The organism is Pectobacterium brasiliense, assembly GCF_013449685.1.
Taxonomy (GTDB): domain Bacteria; phylum Pseudomonadota; class Gammaproteobacteria; order Enterobacterales; family Enterobacteriaceae; genus Pectobacterium; species Pectobacterium brasiliense_A.
The window spans coordinates 86,340-104,603 of the sequence record NZ_JACDSF010000057.1 but is presented as its reverse complement, the minus strand read 5'-3'; the positions used below and the strand labels follow the sequence as shown (position 1 = coordinate 104,603).

Annotated in this window: 12 protein-coding genes; 3 read left to right on the top strand and 9 right to left on the bottom strand. The window is 54.0% G+C overall.

Going from position 1 to position 18,264, the window contains the following annotated elements:
* Positions 1-166: 166 nt before the first annotated feature.
* The 5 genes from glgP to glgB all read right to left on the bottom strand — a co-directional run bounded on the left by glgP (position 167) and on the right by glgB (position 9,625).
* Positions 167-2,614 carry a glycogen phosphorylase gene (gene glgP / locus H0248_RS19195; protein ID WP_180787124.1) on the bottom strand — a complete coding sequence of 816 codons (2,448 nt, stop codon included), beginning with the start codon at positions 2,612-2,614 and terminating at the stop codon, positions 167-169.
* 75 nt (positions 2,615-2,689) lie between these two features.
* On the bottom strand, positions 2,690-4,129 hold the full coding sequence (gene glgA, locus H0248_RS19190) for a glycogen synthase GlgA (protein ID WP_180787123.1): 1,440 nt from the start codon (positions 4,127-4,129) through the stop codon (positions 2,690-2,692).
* A gap of 28 nt (positions 4,130-4,157) precedes the next feature.
* Positions 4,158-5,435 (bottom strand): glucose-1-phosphate adenylyltransferase, encoded by a 1,278-nt coding sequence (glgC, locus tag H0248_RS19185; protein WP_180787122.1) that lies wholly within the window; start codon positions 5,433-5,435, stop codon positions 4,158-4,160.
* Between the two features lie 35 nt (positions 5,436-5,470).
* Positions 5,471-7,447: a glycogen debranching protein GlgX gene (gene glgX / locus H0248_RS19180; protein WP_180787121.1), complete on the bottom strand. Its 1,977-nt coding sequence runs from the start codon at positions 7,445-7,447 to the stop codon at positions 5,471-5,473.
* Entirely contained in the window at positions 7,448-9,625 is a 2,178-nt protein-coding gene (gene glgB, locus H0248_RS19175; protein WP_180787120.1) for a 1,4-alpha-glucan branching enzyme, read from the bottom strand. It lies immediately after the preceding gene.
* A 386-nt stretch (positions 9,626-10,011) separates the two neighbouring features.
* Between glgB and H0248_RS19170 the strand changes: the two genes are divergently transcribed.
* Entirely contained in the window at positions 10,012-11,730 is a 1,719-nt protein-coding gene (locus H0248_RS19170) for a sensor histidine kinase (RefSeq protein ID WP_180787119.1), read from the top strand.
* 111 nt (positions 11,731-11,841) lie between these two features.
* On the opposite strand, the gene asd is transcribed toward H0248_RS19170, so the two are convergent.
* Positions 11,842-12,945: an aspartate-semialdehyde dehydrogenase gene (gene asd, locus H0248_RS19165; RefSeq protein ID WP_180787118.1), complete on the bottom strand. Its 1,104-nt coding sequence runs from the start codon at positions 12,943-12,945 to the stop codon at positions 11,842-11,844.
* 299 nt (positions 12,946-13,244) lie between these two features.
* Between asd and H0248_RS19160 the strand changes: the two genes are divergently transcribed.
* On the top strand, positions 13,245-13,838 hold the full coding sequence (locus tag H0248_RS19160) for a YhgN family NAAT transporter (protein WP_010277887.1): 594 nt from the start codon (positions 13,245-13,247) through the stop codon (positions 13,836-13,838).
* A 375-nt stretch (positions 13,839-14,213) separates the two neighbouring features.
* On the opposite strand, the gene H0248_RS19155 is transcribed toward H0248_RS19160, so the two are convergent.
* Positions 14,214-15,590 carry a GntP family permease gene (locus H0248_RS19155; RefSeq protein ID WP_180787117.1) on the bottom strand — a complete coding sequence of 459 codons (1,377 nt, stop codon included), beginning with the start codon at positions 15,588-15,590 and terminating at the stop codon, positions 14,214-14,216.
* 158 nt (positions 15,591-15,748) lie between these two features.
* Between H0248_RS19155 and H0248_RS19150 the strand changes: the two genes are divergently transcribed.
* Positions 15,749-16,261 carry a gluconokinase gene (locus H0248_RS19150; protein ID WP_010277892.1) on the top strand — a complete coding sequence of 171 codons (513 nt, stop codon included), beginning with the start codon at positions 15,749-15,751 and terminating at the stop codon, positions 16,259-16,261.
* A 9-nt stretch (positions 16,262-16,270) separates the two neighbouring features.
* Here H0248_RS19150 and gntR read toward each other — a convergent pair whose 3' ends face one another.
* Together gntR and H0248_RS19140 are read right to left on the bottom strand one after the other, a co-directional pair.
* The gene (gntR, locus tag H0248_RS19145; RefSeq protein WP_180787116.1) at positions 16,271-17,266 is read right to left on the bottom strand and encodes a gluconate operon transcriptional repressor GntR; all 996 of its coding nucleotides are present in this window, start codon (positions 17,264-17,266) and stop codon (positions 16,271-16,273) included.
* A 160-nt stretch (positions 17,267-17,426) separates the two neighbouring features.
* A complete protein-coding gene (locus H0248_RS19140) occupies positions 17,427-18,122 on the bottom strand; it encodes a pirin family protein (RefSeq protein ID WP_180787115.1) in 696 nt (231 codons plus the stop codon).
* Positions 18,123-18,264 lie beyond the last annotated feature (142 nt).

Here is an 18,264-nt window from a genome sequence, read left to right as displayed (position 1 = left end):
GGGTGATGCAGTGAGCTGTGGTGGTGTGTTAATTGGCGGGGGAAGTTTACATATAGGCTGATATAGCCTAAATATCACCGTTCTCCTCTTGCCTTAGTAAACAGGCGTTCATTGAACGCCTGTTGTCTTTTTAAAAATGAGTCATAAGAGGGAAGCCCTTCTCTCATCACAACCGTATCGGTTTGATATTCCAGATATCTTCTGCATATTCGCCGATGGTGCGGTCGGACGAGAAATAGCCCATATTGGCAATATTCTGGACGGCACAGCGCGCCCATTCGTCCTTTTTCTCGTACAGCTCATCTACCCGATCCTGCGTATCCACATAGCTGCGATAGTCTGCCAGTAGCTGGTAGTAATCGCCAAAATTCACCAGTGAATCAAACAAATCGCTGTAGCGTCGGCTATCATCAGGGCTAAAGACGCCCGTGGTGATTTGTGTCAGCACGCGGTGCAGTTCTTCGTCCTGATCGTAATATTGTCGTGGGTTGTAGCCGTTCTGACGCAGCGCTTCAACCTGATCGGCCGTGTTGCCGAAGATGAACATATTCTCTTCGCCAATATGTTCCAGCATTTCGACATTCGCCCCATCCAGCGTACCGATCGTCAGCGCACCATTCAGGGCAAACTTCATATTGCTGGTTCCGGAGGCTTCCGTCCCCGCCAGCGAGATCTGTTCAGAGAGATCCGCCGCTGGGATGATCATCTGTGCCAAACTCACGCTGTAGTTCGGGATGAAGACCACTTTCAGTCGATCGTGCAAGGTAAGATCGTTATTGATCACCTTCGCGACGTCGTTGATCAAGTTAATAATGTGTTTCGCCATGTAATAGGCGGATGCGGCTTTACCCGCAAAAATGACAACACGCGGCACACGTTCGACCTCAGGGTCATCCTTAATACGGTTATAGAGTGTGATGACGTGCAACACATTCAGCAGTTGCCGCTTGTATTCGTGAATACGCTTAATCTGCACATCAAACAGCGATTCCGGGTTAACCACAATATTCAGCGTTTCCGCCATGTAGGTCGCTAAACGCACCTTGTTATTCAGCTTCACCTTACGAATTTTCTGCACAAACGCCGGATAATCGATGTGCTGTTTCAATTCGCTCAACTGACTCAGATCGGTGCGCCAGTTGTGACCTATGGTGTCGTCCAGCAGTTTGGACAGTCCTGGGTTTGCCAATCCCAACCAACGACGTGGTGTTACGCCATTGGTTTTATTGCAGAATCGATTAGGGAAGAGACGGGCGAAATCAGCAAACAGAGACTGCACCATCAGATCCGAATGCAGCTCCGATACCCCATTGACCTTATGGCTGGCGACCACAGCCAGCCACGCCATACGAACTTTACGCCCGTTGTTTTCATCAATGATGGAAACCCGCGCCAACAGCTCGTTGTCATCAGGTGCTTCTTTCTGGACGTACTCCAGAAAATGTTCGTTAATTTCAAAAATCAATTGCAAATGGCGCGGCAGGATTTTACCGAGCATATCAACCGGCCAAGTTTCCAGCGCTTCCTGCATCAGCGTGTGGTTGGTGTAGGAGAACACTTTCCTCACCACGGTCCACGCCTCTATCCATTTGAATTTATGCTCATCGATCAGCAAACGCATCAGCTCAGGGATGGCCAGCACTGGGTGCGTATCGTTCAAGTGAATGGCAAATTTTTCCGCCAGATTGGCATAGGTTTTATGCATCATCCAATGCCGACTGAGAATGTCCTGCACTGTCGCGGAAACCAGGAAGTACTCCTGACGCAAACGCAGCTCGCGGCCTGAATAGGTGGAATCATCGGGATACAGCACGCGCGACACGTTTTCCGAGTGGTTTTTATCTTCCACCGCCGCAAAATAGTCGCCCTGATTGAATTTACCCAGATTGATTTCGTTACTAGCCTGCGCGCCCCAGAGACGCAGTGTATTGGTGGCATCGGTATCAAAACCGGGAATGATTTGGTCGTAGGCACACGCGATAACTTCTTCCGTTTCCAGCCAGCGCATTTTGCTGCCTTCCTGCTGGATTCGGCCGCCGAAGCGCACTTTATAGCGCGTGCTGTGGCGCGGGAACTCCCACGCATTACCATATTCCAGCCAGTAGTCCGGCGATTCCGCCTGCCTGCCGTTAACAATATTCTGTTTGAACATCCCGTATTCGTAGCGAATACCGTAGCCGCGACCCGGCAGCGCCATCGTCGCCAGTGAATCCAGAAAACAGGCAGCCAGACGTCCCAAGCCACCGTTCCCTAAGCCGGGATCGTTTTCTTCCTGTAGCAGATCGTCTAGTTCCAGCCCCATGCCATCCAGCGCGGCCTTCAGATCGTCATACAGTCCCATCGCCAGCAGCGCGTTCGACAACGTCCGCCCCAGCAAAAATTCCATCGACAGGTAATAGACCTGTCGCACATCCTGCGAAAGCTGTGCCCGATTCGAGCGCAGCCAGCGTTCTACCATCCGGTCACGCACGGCCAGCAGCGTGGCGTTCAGCCAGTCATGTTTATTCGCAATAGAGGGATCTTTCCCCACGCTAAACATGAGCTTGTAAGCAATAGAGTGTTTCAGCGCTTCCACACTGAGCGTTGGTGAAGTATAGATAAACGGCGAGTTCATAATATTCATTCCCAAGTGAGTGTTACCCTACCCTGTCGTTTTCAGATTGCACGAGGATGACGCGCAGCGGGAAAACTAGTGGGTATACAAGCGTTGATAGAGCGCACCATAAGCCTGAGCAGCAACCTGCCAACCAAAATCCATCGCCATCGCCTGACGCTGCACATAGCGCCATAGCGTGGGTCGGGACCACAACACAAACACACGACGAATCGCGCGGGATAGCGATCCCACACTGCAATCGTTAAAGACGAACCCACTTGCCAGCCCATCCGCCAGATTCTCCAGCGAACAGTCCGATACCGTATCCGCCAGCCCGCCGGTTCGGCGCACCAGCGGCAACGTGCCATATTTCAGACCATAGAGTTGCGTTAACCCGCACGGTTCAAACCGGCTCGGCACCATGATGACATCCGCCCCGCCAATAATGCGGTGCGAGAAGGCCTCGTGATAGCCAATTTGTACGCCAACCTGGCCGTTATATTCTGCCGCCGCTGCCAAAAAGCCTTCCTGTAAATCCGCATCCCCTGCGCCCAGCACCACCAATTGACCACCTTGCTCCAGCAGATCCGGTACGATGCTTAACGCGATATCGAGCCCTTTCTGACTAGTCAGGCGGCTAACGATGGCGAAAATGGGCGCCTTTTCATCCACCTTCAGCCCCATCGCCGTTTGCAAACGCCGTTTGTTTTCAGCTTTATTTGCTAACGTCTCACGGCTGTAGTGGCTGGTGAGTAAAGGATCGTGCGCCGGATTCCAAATCGTTTCGTCTACGCCATTGAGGATGCCGGATAGCCGTCCTTCTTCTTCGCGCGTTTTCAGCAAACCTTCCATGCCGTAGCCATAAGCCGGCAGCGTAATCTCGTGCGCGTAGGTTGGGCTGACGGTCGTAATATGGTCAGCGTAGTACAGCCCTGCCTTGAGATAAGAAATCTGGCCGTAAAACTCCAGCCCAGACACCTGAAAGAACTCACTCGGCAGGTGGAGATTCGGCATATGCCGGGCATCGAACAGTCCCTGATAGGCCAGATTGTGAACGGTAAAGACCGATTTCGCCGGACGGTTGCGTGCCGCTAAATAAGCGCAGGTCAGCCCCGCGTGCCAGTCATGGGCATGCACAACATCAGGCAGCCAGTAGCGATCCAGCCCGCATGCCATTTCACATCCCATCCACCCCAGCAACGCAAACCGCAGGTAGTTGTCGGCATACGCATAAAGTGCCGGGTCGTGATAAGGGCTGCCCGCGCGTTCATACAGCTCAGGCACATCAATCAAATAAATACCGACACCGTTAAAATGGCCGAACAGCAGCGTGACGTGTCCCGCGAAGGTATCCAGCTCGCGCACGACCTGTAGGTTGGCGATGCCTTTTTTCAGATCGGGGAAGGCAGGCAGGATGACACGGGCATCCATCCCCGCCGCAATCTGCGCGCTGGGCAACGCACCAACCACATCCGCCAGTCCACCGGTTTTCAATAGTGGAAAAATCTCCGAACAAACATGTAAGACCCGCATTATTACTCCCGTCTCGTTCCGATGGTGTTTACAGCTTTTCCAACATTGATCGCGTGACCAGCACGATCCCCTCTTCCGAACGGTAAAAACGGCGACTATCCTCTTCCGCGTTTTCACCAATCACCATGCCTTCGGGCAAGTGGCAGGCACGATCGATCACACAACGGCGTAAACGGCAGGAGCGCCCCACGTTGACATCTGGCAGGATCACCGTCGAATCGATACTGCAAAACGAATTCACCCGCACGCGTGGGAACAACACCGAATGCGTGACAACAGAGCCCGAGACGATGCAGCCCCCAGATACCAGCGAGTTCATCGTCATGCCGTGACTGCCGGAACGATCCTGAACAAACTTGGCGGGCGGCAGCGATTCAATCGCGGAACGAATTGGCCAATGCCGATCGTACACATCCAGTTCCGGCGTGACGGACGCCAAATCGAGATTGGCGCGCCAGTAGGCTTCCAGCGTGCCGACATCCCGCCAATACTGATGTTCATCTTCACCCGACGTGACGCAGGACAAGTTGAAAGGGTGAGCCCAGGCCAGACGCTGCGAGACGATCTTCGGGATCAGATCCTGCCCAAAATCGTGATTAGAGTCCGGTGCGTTACGGTCTGCTTCCAGTAATTGATAAAGATAGTCGGCATTAAAAACATAGATCCCCATGCTCGCGAGCGCCATGTCTGGGTTATCTGGCATCGGCGTCGGGTTATCCGGTTTTTCGGTAAAATCGAGAATGCGATGCTGTTTGTCCACGCTCATGACGCCAAAGGCACTGGCTTCTTCGATCGGTACGGGCAGACAGGCGACGGTACATTCCGCCCCCTTCTCCACGTGATCGATGAGCATACGTGAGTAGTCCATCTTGTAGATGTGATCGCCCGCGAGGATCACCACATACTCCGCACGATAGCGTCGAATGATGTCGAGATTCTGACACACCGCATCTGCCGTTCCCCGATACCAGTGATCGGTCGAATGGCGCTGCTGCGCAGGAAGCAAATCCACAAATTCGTTCATTTCCGCATTCAGAAATGACCAACCGCGTTGAATATGCTGCACCAGCGTATGCGACTGATATTGCGTAATCACGCCAATACGCCGGATGCCGGAATTCAGGCAGTTAGAGAGCGCGAAATCAATAATGCGAAATTTGCCGCCAAAGTGAACGGCGGGTTTGGCACGTAATGCCGTCAGCCCTTTCAGTCGCGTTCCACGGCCTCCGGCCAAAATTAATGCCACGGATTTTAAAGGGAGCTGTCTTGCCAACATCAGAGGGTCATGCTTGTCGTTATTTACCATGGCTATCTCCTGATTATTCTTTTAATGGCTTGCGCTTAGGCGGTCTGTTTTATCAAGACGCCTACCGCCTGCGCGTGTCCGTGCCAAATTCCACCTTCAGGCGGATTCGTCTCATCAAACGGCGGTGAAACCTGCCAGTGGCCTTCTGGCAAAATGAACGCACCGGCATGCAGGCTGGCGTTAAACAACACGAGCCAACGACCGGAAAGTAAAATCTGTAGCTGATGCTCCCCTTGCTCCCATTGCTGCGGCGTCAACGGCTGCCCTTCTCGGTTCAGCCACTGCACCGCACCATCCCCTTCTTGCCACCACGTTTCCTGCTGTAATGCCGGAATCGTGCGGCGTAACTGGATCAATCCGGCGACAAACTCGCGCAGTGTGCGATCCGCATTTTCCCAGTGCAGCCAGGTCAATTCGTTGTCCTGACAGTAGGCGTTGTTGTTGCCCTGCTGACTGTGTCCCAGTTCATCGCCCGCCAGCAGCATTGGCGTTCCCTGCGACAGAATCAGCGTCGTCAGCAGCGCCTTCTGGCTGGCCAGCCGGCGTTGAAGAATGTCGTCATCCGCTTCCAGCCCTTCCGTACCGTGGTTATTGCTGAAATTGCTGCCTGTGCCGTCGCGGTTGCCCTCGCCGTTAGCGTCATTGTGCTTGTGGTTGAAACTCACCAGATCGCGCAGCGTAAAGCCGTCATGGGCTGTCAGTTTGTTGATGGAGGCGTAAGGCAGGCGGTCGCGCTGCTGGAAGATGTCGCTGGAGGCAGCAAAGCGGCGGGCGAATGTGCCAAGAGAAATGTCACCATGCAGCCAAAAGCGGCGCATGTCGTCACGGTAGCGGTCGCTCCATTCGGCAAACGGTGTCGGGAATTGACCGAGCTGATAACCGCCATGTCCGATGTCCCACGGTTCGGCGATCAGCTTGCAGCCCTGTAAACGGCTGTCATTTTTCATGGCGGATAGCAGCGGCGCGGCAGCAGTAAAATCTGGGGTACGCCCCAACACCGTTGCCAGGTCAAAGCGGAAACCATCAACGTGGCAGACCTCACGCCAGAAGCGCAGGCAGTCCATCACCCAGTCGATCACCGCCGGATGATTCAGGCGCAGCACATTGCCGCAGCCGGTCCAGTTAGGGTATTCGCCGTTGTCACCCAGCCAGTAGTAGCTTCGGTTGTCGATGCCGCGCTGGCACAGCGTGGGGCCTTCGACGTCCAGTTCAGCAGTGTGGTTAAACACCACATCCAGAATGACCTCGATGCCCGCGTGATGCAGCGCTTTCACCGCATCGCGAAATTCATTCAGCGCATCGTCACCCGCCGCCAGACTGTTATCGACGGCAAACGGCAGCAGCACGTTATAGCCCCAGTAGTTACGCAGCCCCAGTTGCTGAAGCCGGGGTTCATCGGCATGCTGCTGCACCGGAAGCAGCTCCAGCGCCGTGATGCCCAACGATGTCAGATAATCAATCATCACCGGATGGCCTAACGCCGCATAGCTACCGCGAATATCTTCGGGGATATCAGGGTGCAGTTGCGTCAACCCGCGGACATGCGCCTCATAAATCACCGTCTTATGCCAGGGCGTGTGCGGATGCTGGTCGCCCTGCCAGTCGTAATCTTCCGCCGTGACCACGCACTTCGCCATCATGTCAGCACTATCGCGTTCATCTCGCTGGTTAATCCCGCCTTGCAGGCAAGCATCATCCACCACACAGCCATCAAGCTGGCGGGCACACGGATCCAACAGCAATTTATGCGGATTGAAGCGCAAACCCTGCGACGGCTCGAACGGCCCATCAACCCGGAAACCGTAGCGTAGCCCCGGCTGTGCATCAGGGAGATAGCCATGCCAGATATCGCCGCTGCGCGCGGTCAGTTCGATGCGCAGCTCCTGCTGATGTTCATCAAATACACACAGTTCGACTTGCTCGGCATCCGCCGAAAACAGGGCAAAATTCACGCCCTGTCCATCAAAACGGGCTCCCAGCGGCGTCGGCTTGCCCGTCTGCAATTCCGCCATTTACGCCTCCTTCACCAGATATAGCGTGGCAAGTGGCGGAATGGTCAGAACCAGAGAATGCTGGCGCTGATGGCTAGCGTGCTCATCGCTGTAAATCGTCCCGACATTGCCCGTATCGCTACCGTTGTAGTGAACCGAATCCGTGTTGAGCACTTCTCGCCAGCCGCCAGGCTGGTTAATGCCGATACGGTATCCATAGCGCGGAACCGGCGTGAAGTTGCTGACCACTAGCACTTCGTTACCTTGCTCATCGCGCCGGACAAAGGCAAAGACGGAGTTTTCCCGATCATCCACCACCAGCCATTCAAAGCCCTGCGGCTGGAAATCCAACTGATACAGCGGCGGCTGCTGGCGATAGCAGTGGTTGAGATCGCGTACCAGTGTTTGCACGCCGCGGTGCCAGCCTTCCGGCTCATCCAGCAGATGCCAGTCCAGACTGGCGTCGTGATTCCACTCACGCCCTTGCGCAAACTCGCTGCCCATAAATAGCAGCTTCTTGCCGGGATACGCCCACATAAAGCCGTAATAGGCGCGTAAGTTGGCAAATTTTTGCCAGACATCACCAGGCATGCGATCCAGCAGCGAGCGCTTACCATGCACCACTTCATCGTGAGACAGCGGCAGCACGAAATTCTCGCTATAGGCGTACAACATGCCGAATGTCAGTAAATCATGATGGTATTTGCGGTGAACCGGATCGTGCTGCATATAGGCCAGCGTGTCGTGCATCCAGCCCATATTCCACTTGTAGTGAAACCCTAACCCGTTGCAGTCCGGCGGCAGCGTGACGCCCGGATAATCGGTGGACTCTTCGGCCAGCGTGATCGCCGCAGGCGCGGCATGACCCAGCATGTGGTTGGTGTAACGTAGAAACGCAATCGCTTCGAGGTTCTCTTTACCGCCGTAATGGTTCGGTACCCACTCGCCTTCACTGCGGCTGTAGTCGCGGTAAATCATAGAAGCCACGGCGTCGACCCGCAGGCCGTCGATGCCATAGCGCTCCATCCAGAACAGCGCATTGCCCGCCAGATAGTTACGCACCTCATGGCGACCATAGTTATAAATCAGCGTGTTCCAGTCCTGATGATAGCCTTCGCGCGGATCGGCGTATTCATACAGCGCGGTGCCGTCAAACTGCGCCAGACCGTATTCATCGCTGGGAAAATGCCCCGGCACCCAGTCCAGCAGGACGTTGATACCCGCCCCATGAAGCGCATCAACAAAGGCTCTGAACTCGGATGCGGTACCGAAACGGCGCGTGGGCGCATACAGCCCCAGCGGTTGATAGCCCCAGCTACCATCGAACGGGTGTTCGTTAATCGGCATCAGCTCCACGTGCGTGAAGCCCATGTACTGCACATAATCAATCAGCTGATTCGCCAGTTCTTCATAGCTCAGCCAGAAATTGTTATCCGTATGCCGCCGCCAGGAACCAAGGTGAACTTCATAAATGGAGATCGGTGAACGCAGACCGTTCGCCTCACGCCGGGCGTCGCTGGTCGGGACTTTCTCAGGCAGCGGTGTAATCAGCGAGGCGGTATCCGGGCGCATCTGCGCTTCGAACGCATACGGATCGGCCTTCAGCCTGACGTTGCCGTGGCTGTCGATCATTTCATATTTGTAGAGCTGCCCCGCTTCCACATCGGGCAGAAACAGTTCCCAAATACCGTTTTCCTGTCGCAGCCGCATCGGGTGACGTCGGCCATCCCAGAAGTTGAACTGCCCCACCACAGAAACACGCTGGGCATTCGGTGCCCAGACCGCGAAGCGCGTGCCTTCAACACCGTCCAGCGTTTCCAGATGTGCGCCTAGCCGTTCGTAAGGTCGCAGGTGGGTACCTTCAGCCAAAAGCCAAATGTCCATATCCTGCAACAGCGGGCCAAAACGGTAAGGATCTTCAATGACCCAGGTTTCTTCACCCCAAGTCACCGCTAATTGGTAACGAAAGGCGTTTTTCCGGCGCGGCACTACACCACAAAAAAAACCGCGTTCGTCTATACGTTCCAGCTCGACGAGTTTTCGCCGATTGCTGGCATCCACAACCCAGACTGCCTGCGCATCCGGCAGTAGTGCCCGAACCTCAAGGCCTTTAGAAGAATGATGCATACCTAACAGCGAAAACGGGTCAGCATAGTGCCCGGAAATAAGTAAATTAATCGCCTCAGAAAACGCTGACATGGTATCCATCCTCTGATTAACCATTTGAATTAAATAAATAAGTAATATAAAAAACGCATTACGTTACGTTTATATTATCCTATTACTTATCTTTAACAAAAAACCAATAAAATTAACGAGTTATTAGCTTGCTAACGAATAGCGGCGATAGGTAAAAATAATGAATACTATGAAAGAGTTCTTGAACCACGCCCCCTAATTTAGCGTAGTCAAAGAATGGGGAAATATCAGAGAATTAATGCAATTTTTCCGTTTATATTTATATGAATAAGTTATGACACAGGACAATTAGCATCTTTTGTTTAATATCGATTTGTTCATAGGGAAAAAGCAGTACAATTTGGCGATTATATATGTTGCAAATTGTGTGTGAAGAGACCCCGTCTATGGTTAGTCAGGTTGATCTGATTCTTTCCCTGTTACAGCAGATGTGTGTTTATCTGGTCATCGCCTATCTGCTCAGTAAGACACCGCTGTTCATCCCGCTGATGCAGGTCACCATCCGTCTGCCGCACAAGCTGGTCTGCTATCTGGTTTTTTCCGTGTTTTGCATCATGGGAACCTATTTCGGGCTGCATATAGACGATTCTATTGCCAATACCCGCGCGACGGGCGCCGTGCTCGGCGGTATGCTGGGCGGCCCTTCCGTCGGCTTTCTCGTCGGGTTAACGGGCGGATTACACCGCTATTCGATGGGCGGAATGACTGCGCTGGCCTGTATGCTGTCGACGATTGCCGAAGGCTTGCTCGGCGGGCTGTTACACCGCTATCTGGCACGCCGCAACCGCATCGATTTGCTGTTCCAACCCCTCGTCGTCGGCCTGACCGCACTGGTAGCGGAGATACTGCAAATGGCGATTATCTTGCTGGTCGCCCGTCCGTTTGATAACGCCGTTGAACTGGTTCGAGATATCGCTCTACCGATGATGATCACCAACACCATCGGTGCCGCCATGTTCATGCGCATCCTGCTCGACAGACGCGCCATTTTTGAAAAATACACCTCCGCGTTTTCCGCCAAAGCACTGCAAATCGCCGCCCGCGCCGAAGGGGCGCTACGTCAGGGATTCAACCCGCAAAACAGTATGCGCGTCGCCCGTATTTTGTATGAAGAGCTGGGGGTGGGTGCCGTAGCCATTACCGATCGCGACAAACTGCTAGCCTTCATCGGACTGGGCGACGATCACCACAACGTCGGCACACCTATCACGTCATCACATACGCGTCGGGCGATAGACAACAATCAGGTGGTGTACGCCGACGGCAACGAGGTGTCTTATACCTGTTCGGTTTCATCACACTGTAAACTCGGCTCCACGCTGGTGATCCCGCTGCGTGGCGAAGATCAGCGCGTTGTCGGCACGATCAAGCTTTATGAGCCCAAAAATAAGCTATTTTCCAGCATTAACCGCACGCTGGGGGAAGGGATCGCCCACCTGCTTTCCGCACAGATTCTGACGGGCCGCTTTGAACAGCAGAAACAGCTACTGGCCCAATCGGAAATCAAGCTGCTACACGCGCAGGTCAACCCGCACTTTCTATTTAACGCACTCAACACGCTGTCTGCCGTGATACGGCGCGATCCTGCTCACGCCCGTCAGTTAGTGCTGTCTCTGTCGACGTTTTTCCGTAAAAACCTCAAGCGCAGCAACGATGAAGTATCGCTCAATGACGAGCTGGAGCACGTTAACGCCTATCTCGAAATCGAAAAAGCGCGCTTTGCCGATCACCTGACCGTAGAGATTTCACTGCCGAAGGAGCTACGCGAAACCCGATTACCGGCATTTTCCCTGCAACCGATTGTCGAAAATGCGATTAAGCATGGTACTTCACAGATGATTGAACACGGGCACATCCACATTAGCGGACGCCTGCACGCCAACACGCTGGAACTGTCAGTGGAAGATAACGCGGGCACCTATCAGCCCCGCAGCGGCGGGGATGGGCTGGGTATGAATCTGGTCGACCGCCGCATTAAAGCACGCTACGGCAACCGCTATGGCATCACGGTGGTCAGCGAAGCAGATAAATTCACTCGGGTCGAAGTACGCGTCCCGCTGATTTCGGCGCGCAAGGCATTGGGACAGTTGGATAGTGCGGCGTGAGGGGGGAAACGTCAGATATCATAATAAGAAGAGTGTCAGGCCCGTCATTGAAATATGGCGCAACACCAAACGATGTTGCGCCAGAAAAGCAGAAGAACGATAGAAAGATAACTACAGCAAGATGCGCAGCATACGGCGCAGCGGTTCAGCGGCTCCCCACAGCAGCTGATCGCCGACCGTGAAGGCGGACAGGTATTCCGGCCCCATGTTCAGCTTACGCAGACGACCCACCGGCGTGGAGAGCGTGCCCGTTACCGCAGCAGGCGTCAGCTCACGCATGGTGATATCGCGATCGTTCGGCACCACTTTCACCCAGTCATTGTGGGTTGCCAGCAGTTGTTCGATTTCCGGCAGCGCTACGTCTTTTTTCAATTTGATGGTGAATGCCTGGCTGTGGCAGCGCAGGGCGCCAACGCGGACGCAGAGGCCGTCAACAGGAATGACGCTGCTGGTGCTCAGAATCTTGTTAGTTTCAGCCTGACCTTTCCACTCTTCACGGCTCTGGCCGTTATCCAGTTGCTTGTCGATCCACGGAATCAGGCTACCTGCCAACGGCACGCCGAAGTTATCGGTCGGCAGCGAACCGCTACGGGTCAGCGCGGTCACTTTACGTTCGATATCCAGAATCGCAGAGGCCGGATCCTGTAGCTCTTTCGCCACTTCACCGTGTAACGAACCCATCTGGGCCAGCAGTTCACGCATGTGACGCGCACCGCCACCGGAAGCCGCCTGATACGTCGCGGCAGAAACCCACTCCACCAGATTGTTCGCAAACAGACCGCCCAATGACATCAGCATCAGGCTGACGGTACAGTTACCGCCGGCAAAGGTTTTGATGCCTTTATCCAGACCCTGTTGAATCACACTGTGGTTAACCGGATCCAGAATAATAATCGCGTCATCTTTCATACGCAGTGAGGATGCGGCGTCGATCCAATAACCCTGCCAGCCACTTTCACGCAGCTTTGGGTAAACTTCATTGGTATAATCGCCGCCCTGACAGGTAATGATGATGTCCAGCGCGCACAGTGCATCGATATTATAAGCATCCTGCAACACGCCTTTATGACCACCCAGCGCCGGAGCAGGTTCGCCGTGCTGAGAAGTCGAGAAGAATACCGGGTGAATCACATCAAAGTCGCGTTCTTCCACCATGCGCTGCATGAGAACCGAGCCGACCATACCGCGCCAGCCAATAAAACCAACATTTTTCATGGTAACTGTCCTGCTTTGGGGGTAACAAAAAGAATTCTGGCTAACGTCGATAGCGCTGAGTGATTGCTGGTTCGGTGATCTCCCGCAGAGGTCGCGCGCGCGTCGTGTCGTAAACCCGTAAATAATTGTGTCATTCAGCCTTACAAAATGTACCTAAAGTCGCAAGTGAATTTATTCGATAGCACGCCCTTTTTCAGCAGTCATTCTAATATCATCAACCTGACGCAGGATAATCACGTTGGTCAACCCATAAAGATGGCCGAGGTCAGGAAACAAGGTTTCGGGAGTAAAAAACCAAAATGACAGAAATGATCTCCGCAACAGTGCTGCTGTTGCTCATTATGGATCCACTCGGCAATCTGCCGATTTTCATGTCCGTACTCAAACACCTCGACCCCAAACGCCGACGTGTGGTGCTAATACGTGAAATGCTGATCGCACTCGGGCTGATGCTGATCTTCCTGTTCGCCGGTGAACACATTCTGGCATTCCTGAATCTGCGCACCGAAACCGTGTCGATTTCCGGCGGTATCGTGCTGTTCCTCATCGCGATTCGTATGATTTTCCCTTCGCAGGAAGGCAATAGCAGCGGCCTGCCTGCCGGAGAAGAGCCGTTTCTGGTGCCCATGGCGATTCCACTGGTAGCGGGGCCGTCGATCCTCGCGGCGCTGATGCTGCTTTCCCACCAGTATCCCAACCAGCTACCTCACCTGACGCTGGCGCTGTTTATCGCCTGGACGATTTCATTCATCATCCTGCTGATGTCGGATGTGTTCTTGCGCTTGCTGGGTGAGAAAGGCGTGAGTGCGCTGGAGAAATTGATGGGATTGATTCTGGTCATGCTATCGACGCAGATGTTCCTCGACGGCGTGCGTGCCTACATGAAGTTATAGCAGCTCCGTTTCCCCCTGTGTCTTATGCATAAATGTGCAAATTAGTGTGGGGGTTGACGTTATCTGGCGTAAAAATTATGCAGCGATGGGCATGACCACCGAGTGAGCGGCAAGGACGCCGCGAAAGGCTGTGCCGCGCCGGGAGCGCGTCACAGTCGGCTCGAAAAGTGGTCATGAACGCCGATGGCACCGCGTAGCGGCATAATTTAGCCAGAAGCCTGGGGTCATGGGGCGAGCGGCGTTTGAGCCGCCCCATGTCGGGCGCGTGCTACGAAGTAGCATGAAAATAACGACATTATCGCGCACGAAACCGTCTCTTGGTCGGCATAAAAATGTGACTAAAAGCCTCCCTCCGCAAGGAGGGGGCTAAACACATCAGAGAAGAATACTTCCCACTAACGCCAGCAGGAACGCAATGGTGCCGAGCAGCGTTTCCATCACCGTCCAGGTTTTCAGGGTCGTTTTCTCATCCATTTCGAGGAAACGACTGACCAGCCAGAACCCGGAGTCGTTCACATGCGACAGCACAGTCGCCCCGCCCGCAATCGCCACCACGATAAAGCACAGGTCAAACTGGCTTAATCCCGTGGTCGCCGCCACTGTGGGTGCCATCAACGCCGCCGTGGTCGTCAGTGCCACCGTTGCAGAACCCTGCGCTACACGCAGTGCCATCGACACCACAAATGCAGCAACGATAACAGGCAAGCCCGTATCTGCCAGTGCACCAGATAGCGCGTTGCCAATTCCGCTAGCACGCAGAACGCCACCGAACATGCCACCTGCGCCAGTTACCAGAATAATGGCGCAAATTGGCCCTAATGCCCCATCACAAATTTTTTCCAGATGCGCTCGGCTTTTGCTGCCGCTAAAGACCATCAACGCAAATAACACCGTGATCAGTAATGCAACTGGCGTTTTACCCAACATGCGTAAGAACTGCACCACGCCGTTATCACCGCTCACTACCCCCATCACCGTTAGCGTATTCAGCCCAGTATCGAGAAAAATCAGCACTAATGGCAGCAGCAGAATACTCAACACCACGGAAAAGCGCGGTGGTTTAACAGCCGTATCCGTTTCAACCGCAGACAAGAAGCTTGCAGGCAGTTTGATGTCGAATTTTTTACCGGCGTACAACCCATAGAGGTAGCCGCCGAAATACCAGGTCGGTAGCGCGATGAGGCCCCCGATAATCACCAGCAGGCCGATGTTGGCGCCTAACAATTCACTCGCAGCAACGGGGCCGGGATGTGGGGGTACCAAGGCGTGCATAGCGGCAAACGCGCCCGCCGCAGGAAACGCATATTTTAGCGTCGAGCCGCCGAAGCGCTTTGCCACGCTGAAAATAATCGGCAGCATAACAACCAGACCGGCATCAAAAAAGATCGGGAAGCCGAACAGCAGAGAAGCAACCCCTAACGCAAAAGGTGCACGATGTTCGCCAAATTTATTAATTAGCGTATCCGCCAGCACATTCGCGCCGCCGGTCACTTCTAACAGGCGGCCGATCATTGCCCCTAGTCCAACCAGCAGGGCAACGGATGCCAGCGTACTACCGAAACCACTCAGCAGCGTCGGCACAATCTTTTCGTAAGGTGTTTTTGTTACCAATGCTGTTACCAGACTGACGAGTGTCAGCGCCAGGAACGCATGGATTTTAAAGCGCATAATCAGCACCAATAACAGTGCGACTGCACCAGCGGCAATGGTCAACAACACACTGGCGCTATAGGCGGAGGTGATTTCTGTCATCGTTAATAATCTCTTTAGGGCACTCGGTCTGGGTTGGCTAATTGTTTGTGAGGTGTATCACATCATCATTTGATACCGGTAACATGATACGGGTAACATGTTAAAGTATGGAACCATTAAGTATCATTTAATTTACAGTTTGGGATAGAGATCAAATTATGTCAGGTCGAAGCATTATTCTGATGGGCGTATCAGGCAGTGGAAAATCCTCAGTTGGCGCTGAACTTGGCCGCGCCATTCAGGCAAAATTTATTGACGGCGACGATCTGCACCCGCGCGCGAATATCCAGAAAATGGCCAGCGGTACGCCATTGAATGACGACGACCGCGCACCGTGGCTGGAGCGTCTCAGCGATGTCGCCTACAGTCTGGCGCACAAAAACGAGACCGGCATCATCGTCTGTTCCGCGCTGAAAAAGCGTTACCGCGACCGCCTGCGCGAAGGCAACGAAAAGATGGTGTTTATCTATTTGAAAGGCAGCTTCGAACTGGTTCTGGAGCGTCACAAAGCCAGAGCAGGCCACTTCATGCCGACAGACCTACTGAAAAGCCAGTTCGATGCGCTGGAAGAACCGGGTAGCGATGAGCCGGATGTCCTGAAAGTCGATATTGACGGCACTCGGGAAGACGTCGTGCAACGCTGCGTTGACGCACTGCGCGCGGCAGGCTAACACAGCGGCTTAGAGGCTTTCGCCGTCCAGCACGGTAAAGCCGACATCGACCCTCTCCTGCGTAACGGGCTCGCCCCGCAGACGAGCCAGCAGTTGTTCGGTGCCGACGCGTCCCATGTGTTCACGCGGTGTCAGTACGCTAGCCAGCTTCGGCACCATCGCCTGACCAATGTCATGCCCGTGGAAACCGGCTACACCAATGTCATCCGGCACGCGCAACCCCTGCCGCTGGCATTCGAACATCGCACCGACGGCTAAGTCGTCATTGGTGCAAAATACGCTATCGACCTGCGGGTATTCCGCCTGCGTCTGCCGCAGCAATTCGCCACCGAGCGAATAGGACGATGCCCGCTCACTCATCACGCAATAGCTCTTGAGCCCGCTTTCCCACATCGCTTGCTCGTAGCCCTGACTGCGCATAATCGTACGCTCATCCTGACGCGCACCGAGATAGACGATATGACGATGCCCCAGCGCGACCATACGCAGAGTCATCTGTCGGGCGGCTTCAACGTTATCAAATCCGACGGCCATATCCAGACAGGGCGAAACAGAATCCATTAGCTCGACAACCGGAATGCCAGCAACGTCCAGCATCTGGCGCGTTCGCGGCGTGTGGGTGCGCTCGGCCAGAATAAGTCCATCGATGTGATACGACAGCAGGGAAGTCAGACGCTGTTCTTCTCTGTCAGGATGATAGCCATAGTGCGCCAGCATGGTCTGGTAGCCGTGCGCTTCCGCCGTGCGTTCAATCCCGCGCAAAACTTCGGCGAAAACCTGATTGGTTAATGACGGCAGCAGCACGCCAATTGCGCGGCTGGTGGCGCTGGCGAGCATATTCGGCGCGAGGTTGGGGATATAGCCCAGCTCATCCAATGCAATAGCGATCTTTTCCTGCAACGCAGCGGATACCTGAGCAGGATTACGCAAATAACGGCTTACCGTCATTTTGGTAATCCCCACGCGGTCAGCAACGTCCTGGAGAACGGGTCTTTTTTTCTTCATCGTCGACTAAAATGCCTGAAAAACAGTAATCTAAGTCTATCAAAAAAAGCGTCAGGAAAGTAAAGACTGAGGGCAGAATCTGAATGATGTAATCAGGTCGTGATAAATAAAAAGCCCGCGTCCTTTCCTACGCGGGCTGCTTCACTTTTCTCACTCGCCGTTATACTGGCGGCAGATCAAACAGCAGGATTTCGCTGTCCTCGCTGGCGTGCACGGCGATCGCCGTTTCATCCCAAACCGCGAATGCATCGCTGGTTTCCGCTTTCTGGCCGTTAATCTCTACCGTACCGCGCACGACCTGAACCCAGACGCGGCGGTCAGCCTGAATCGGGTACACCGATTGCTCCTGCGCTTTCAGCGCCCAGCGCCACAGCGTCATGTCCTGAAAGACTTTCAGCGAACCTTCACGTGCATCTGGGGACAGCACCAGTTGACGCCCTTGCTGCACATCAAAGCGCTTTTGCTCGTAGCGCGGCGTCAGCCCGGTTTTTTCTGGGATAATCCAGATTTGGTACAGGTGCAGCTGTTCATCTTTGCTGGCATTGTATTCAGAGTGACGAATGCCCGTGCCCGCGCTCATAATCTGGAATTCGCCCGCTGGCACCTGCTCTTTATTCCCCATGCTGTCCTGATGCTCAACCGCACCGGACAATACATAGGTCAGAATTTCCATATCTTTATGCGGATGCGTGCCAAAGCCCTGACCGCCTTCAATAAAGTCTTCATTAATGACGCGCAGTGCCGAAAACCCCATGAAATCAGGATCGTAATAATCGGCAAATGAGAACGTGTGCCAGCTGTCGAGCCAGCCGTGATTCGCATGTCCGCGATCTTGCGCTTGACGTAAATAGATCATGTTATTTCCTCCCGCGTTTTTGATAAGGAAAGTGTAACGGGCGGCGGTAAATAAGATAGCGCAAAAAACTCACCGCTCTGTTCGAAAAATCAGAACGGGATGACGGGCTGGAAGGGAATTGCAAAAAAAAAGCCAGCACCCG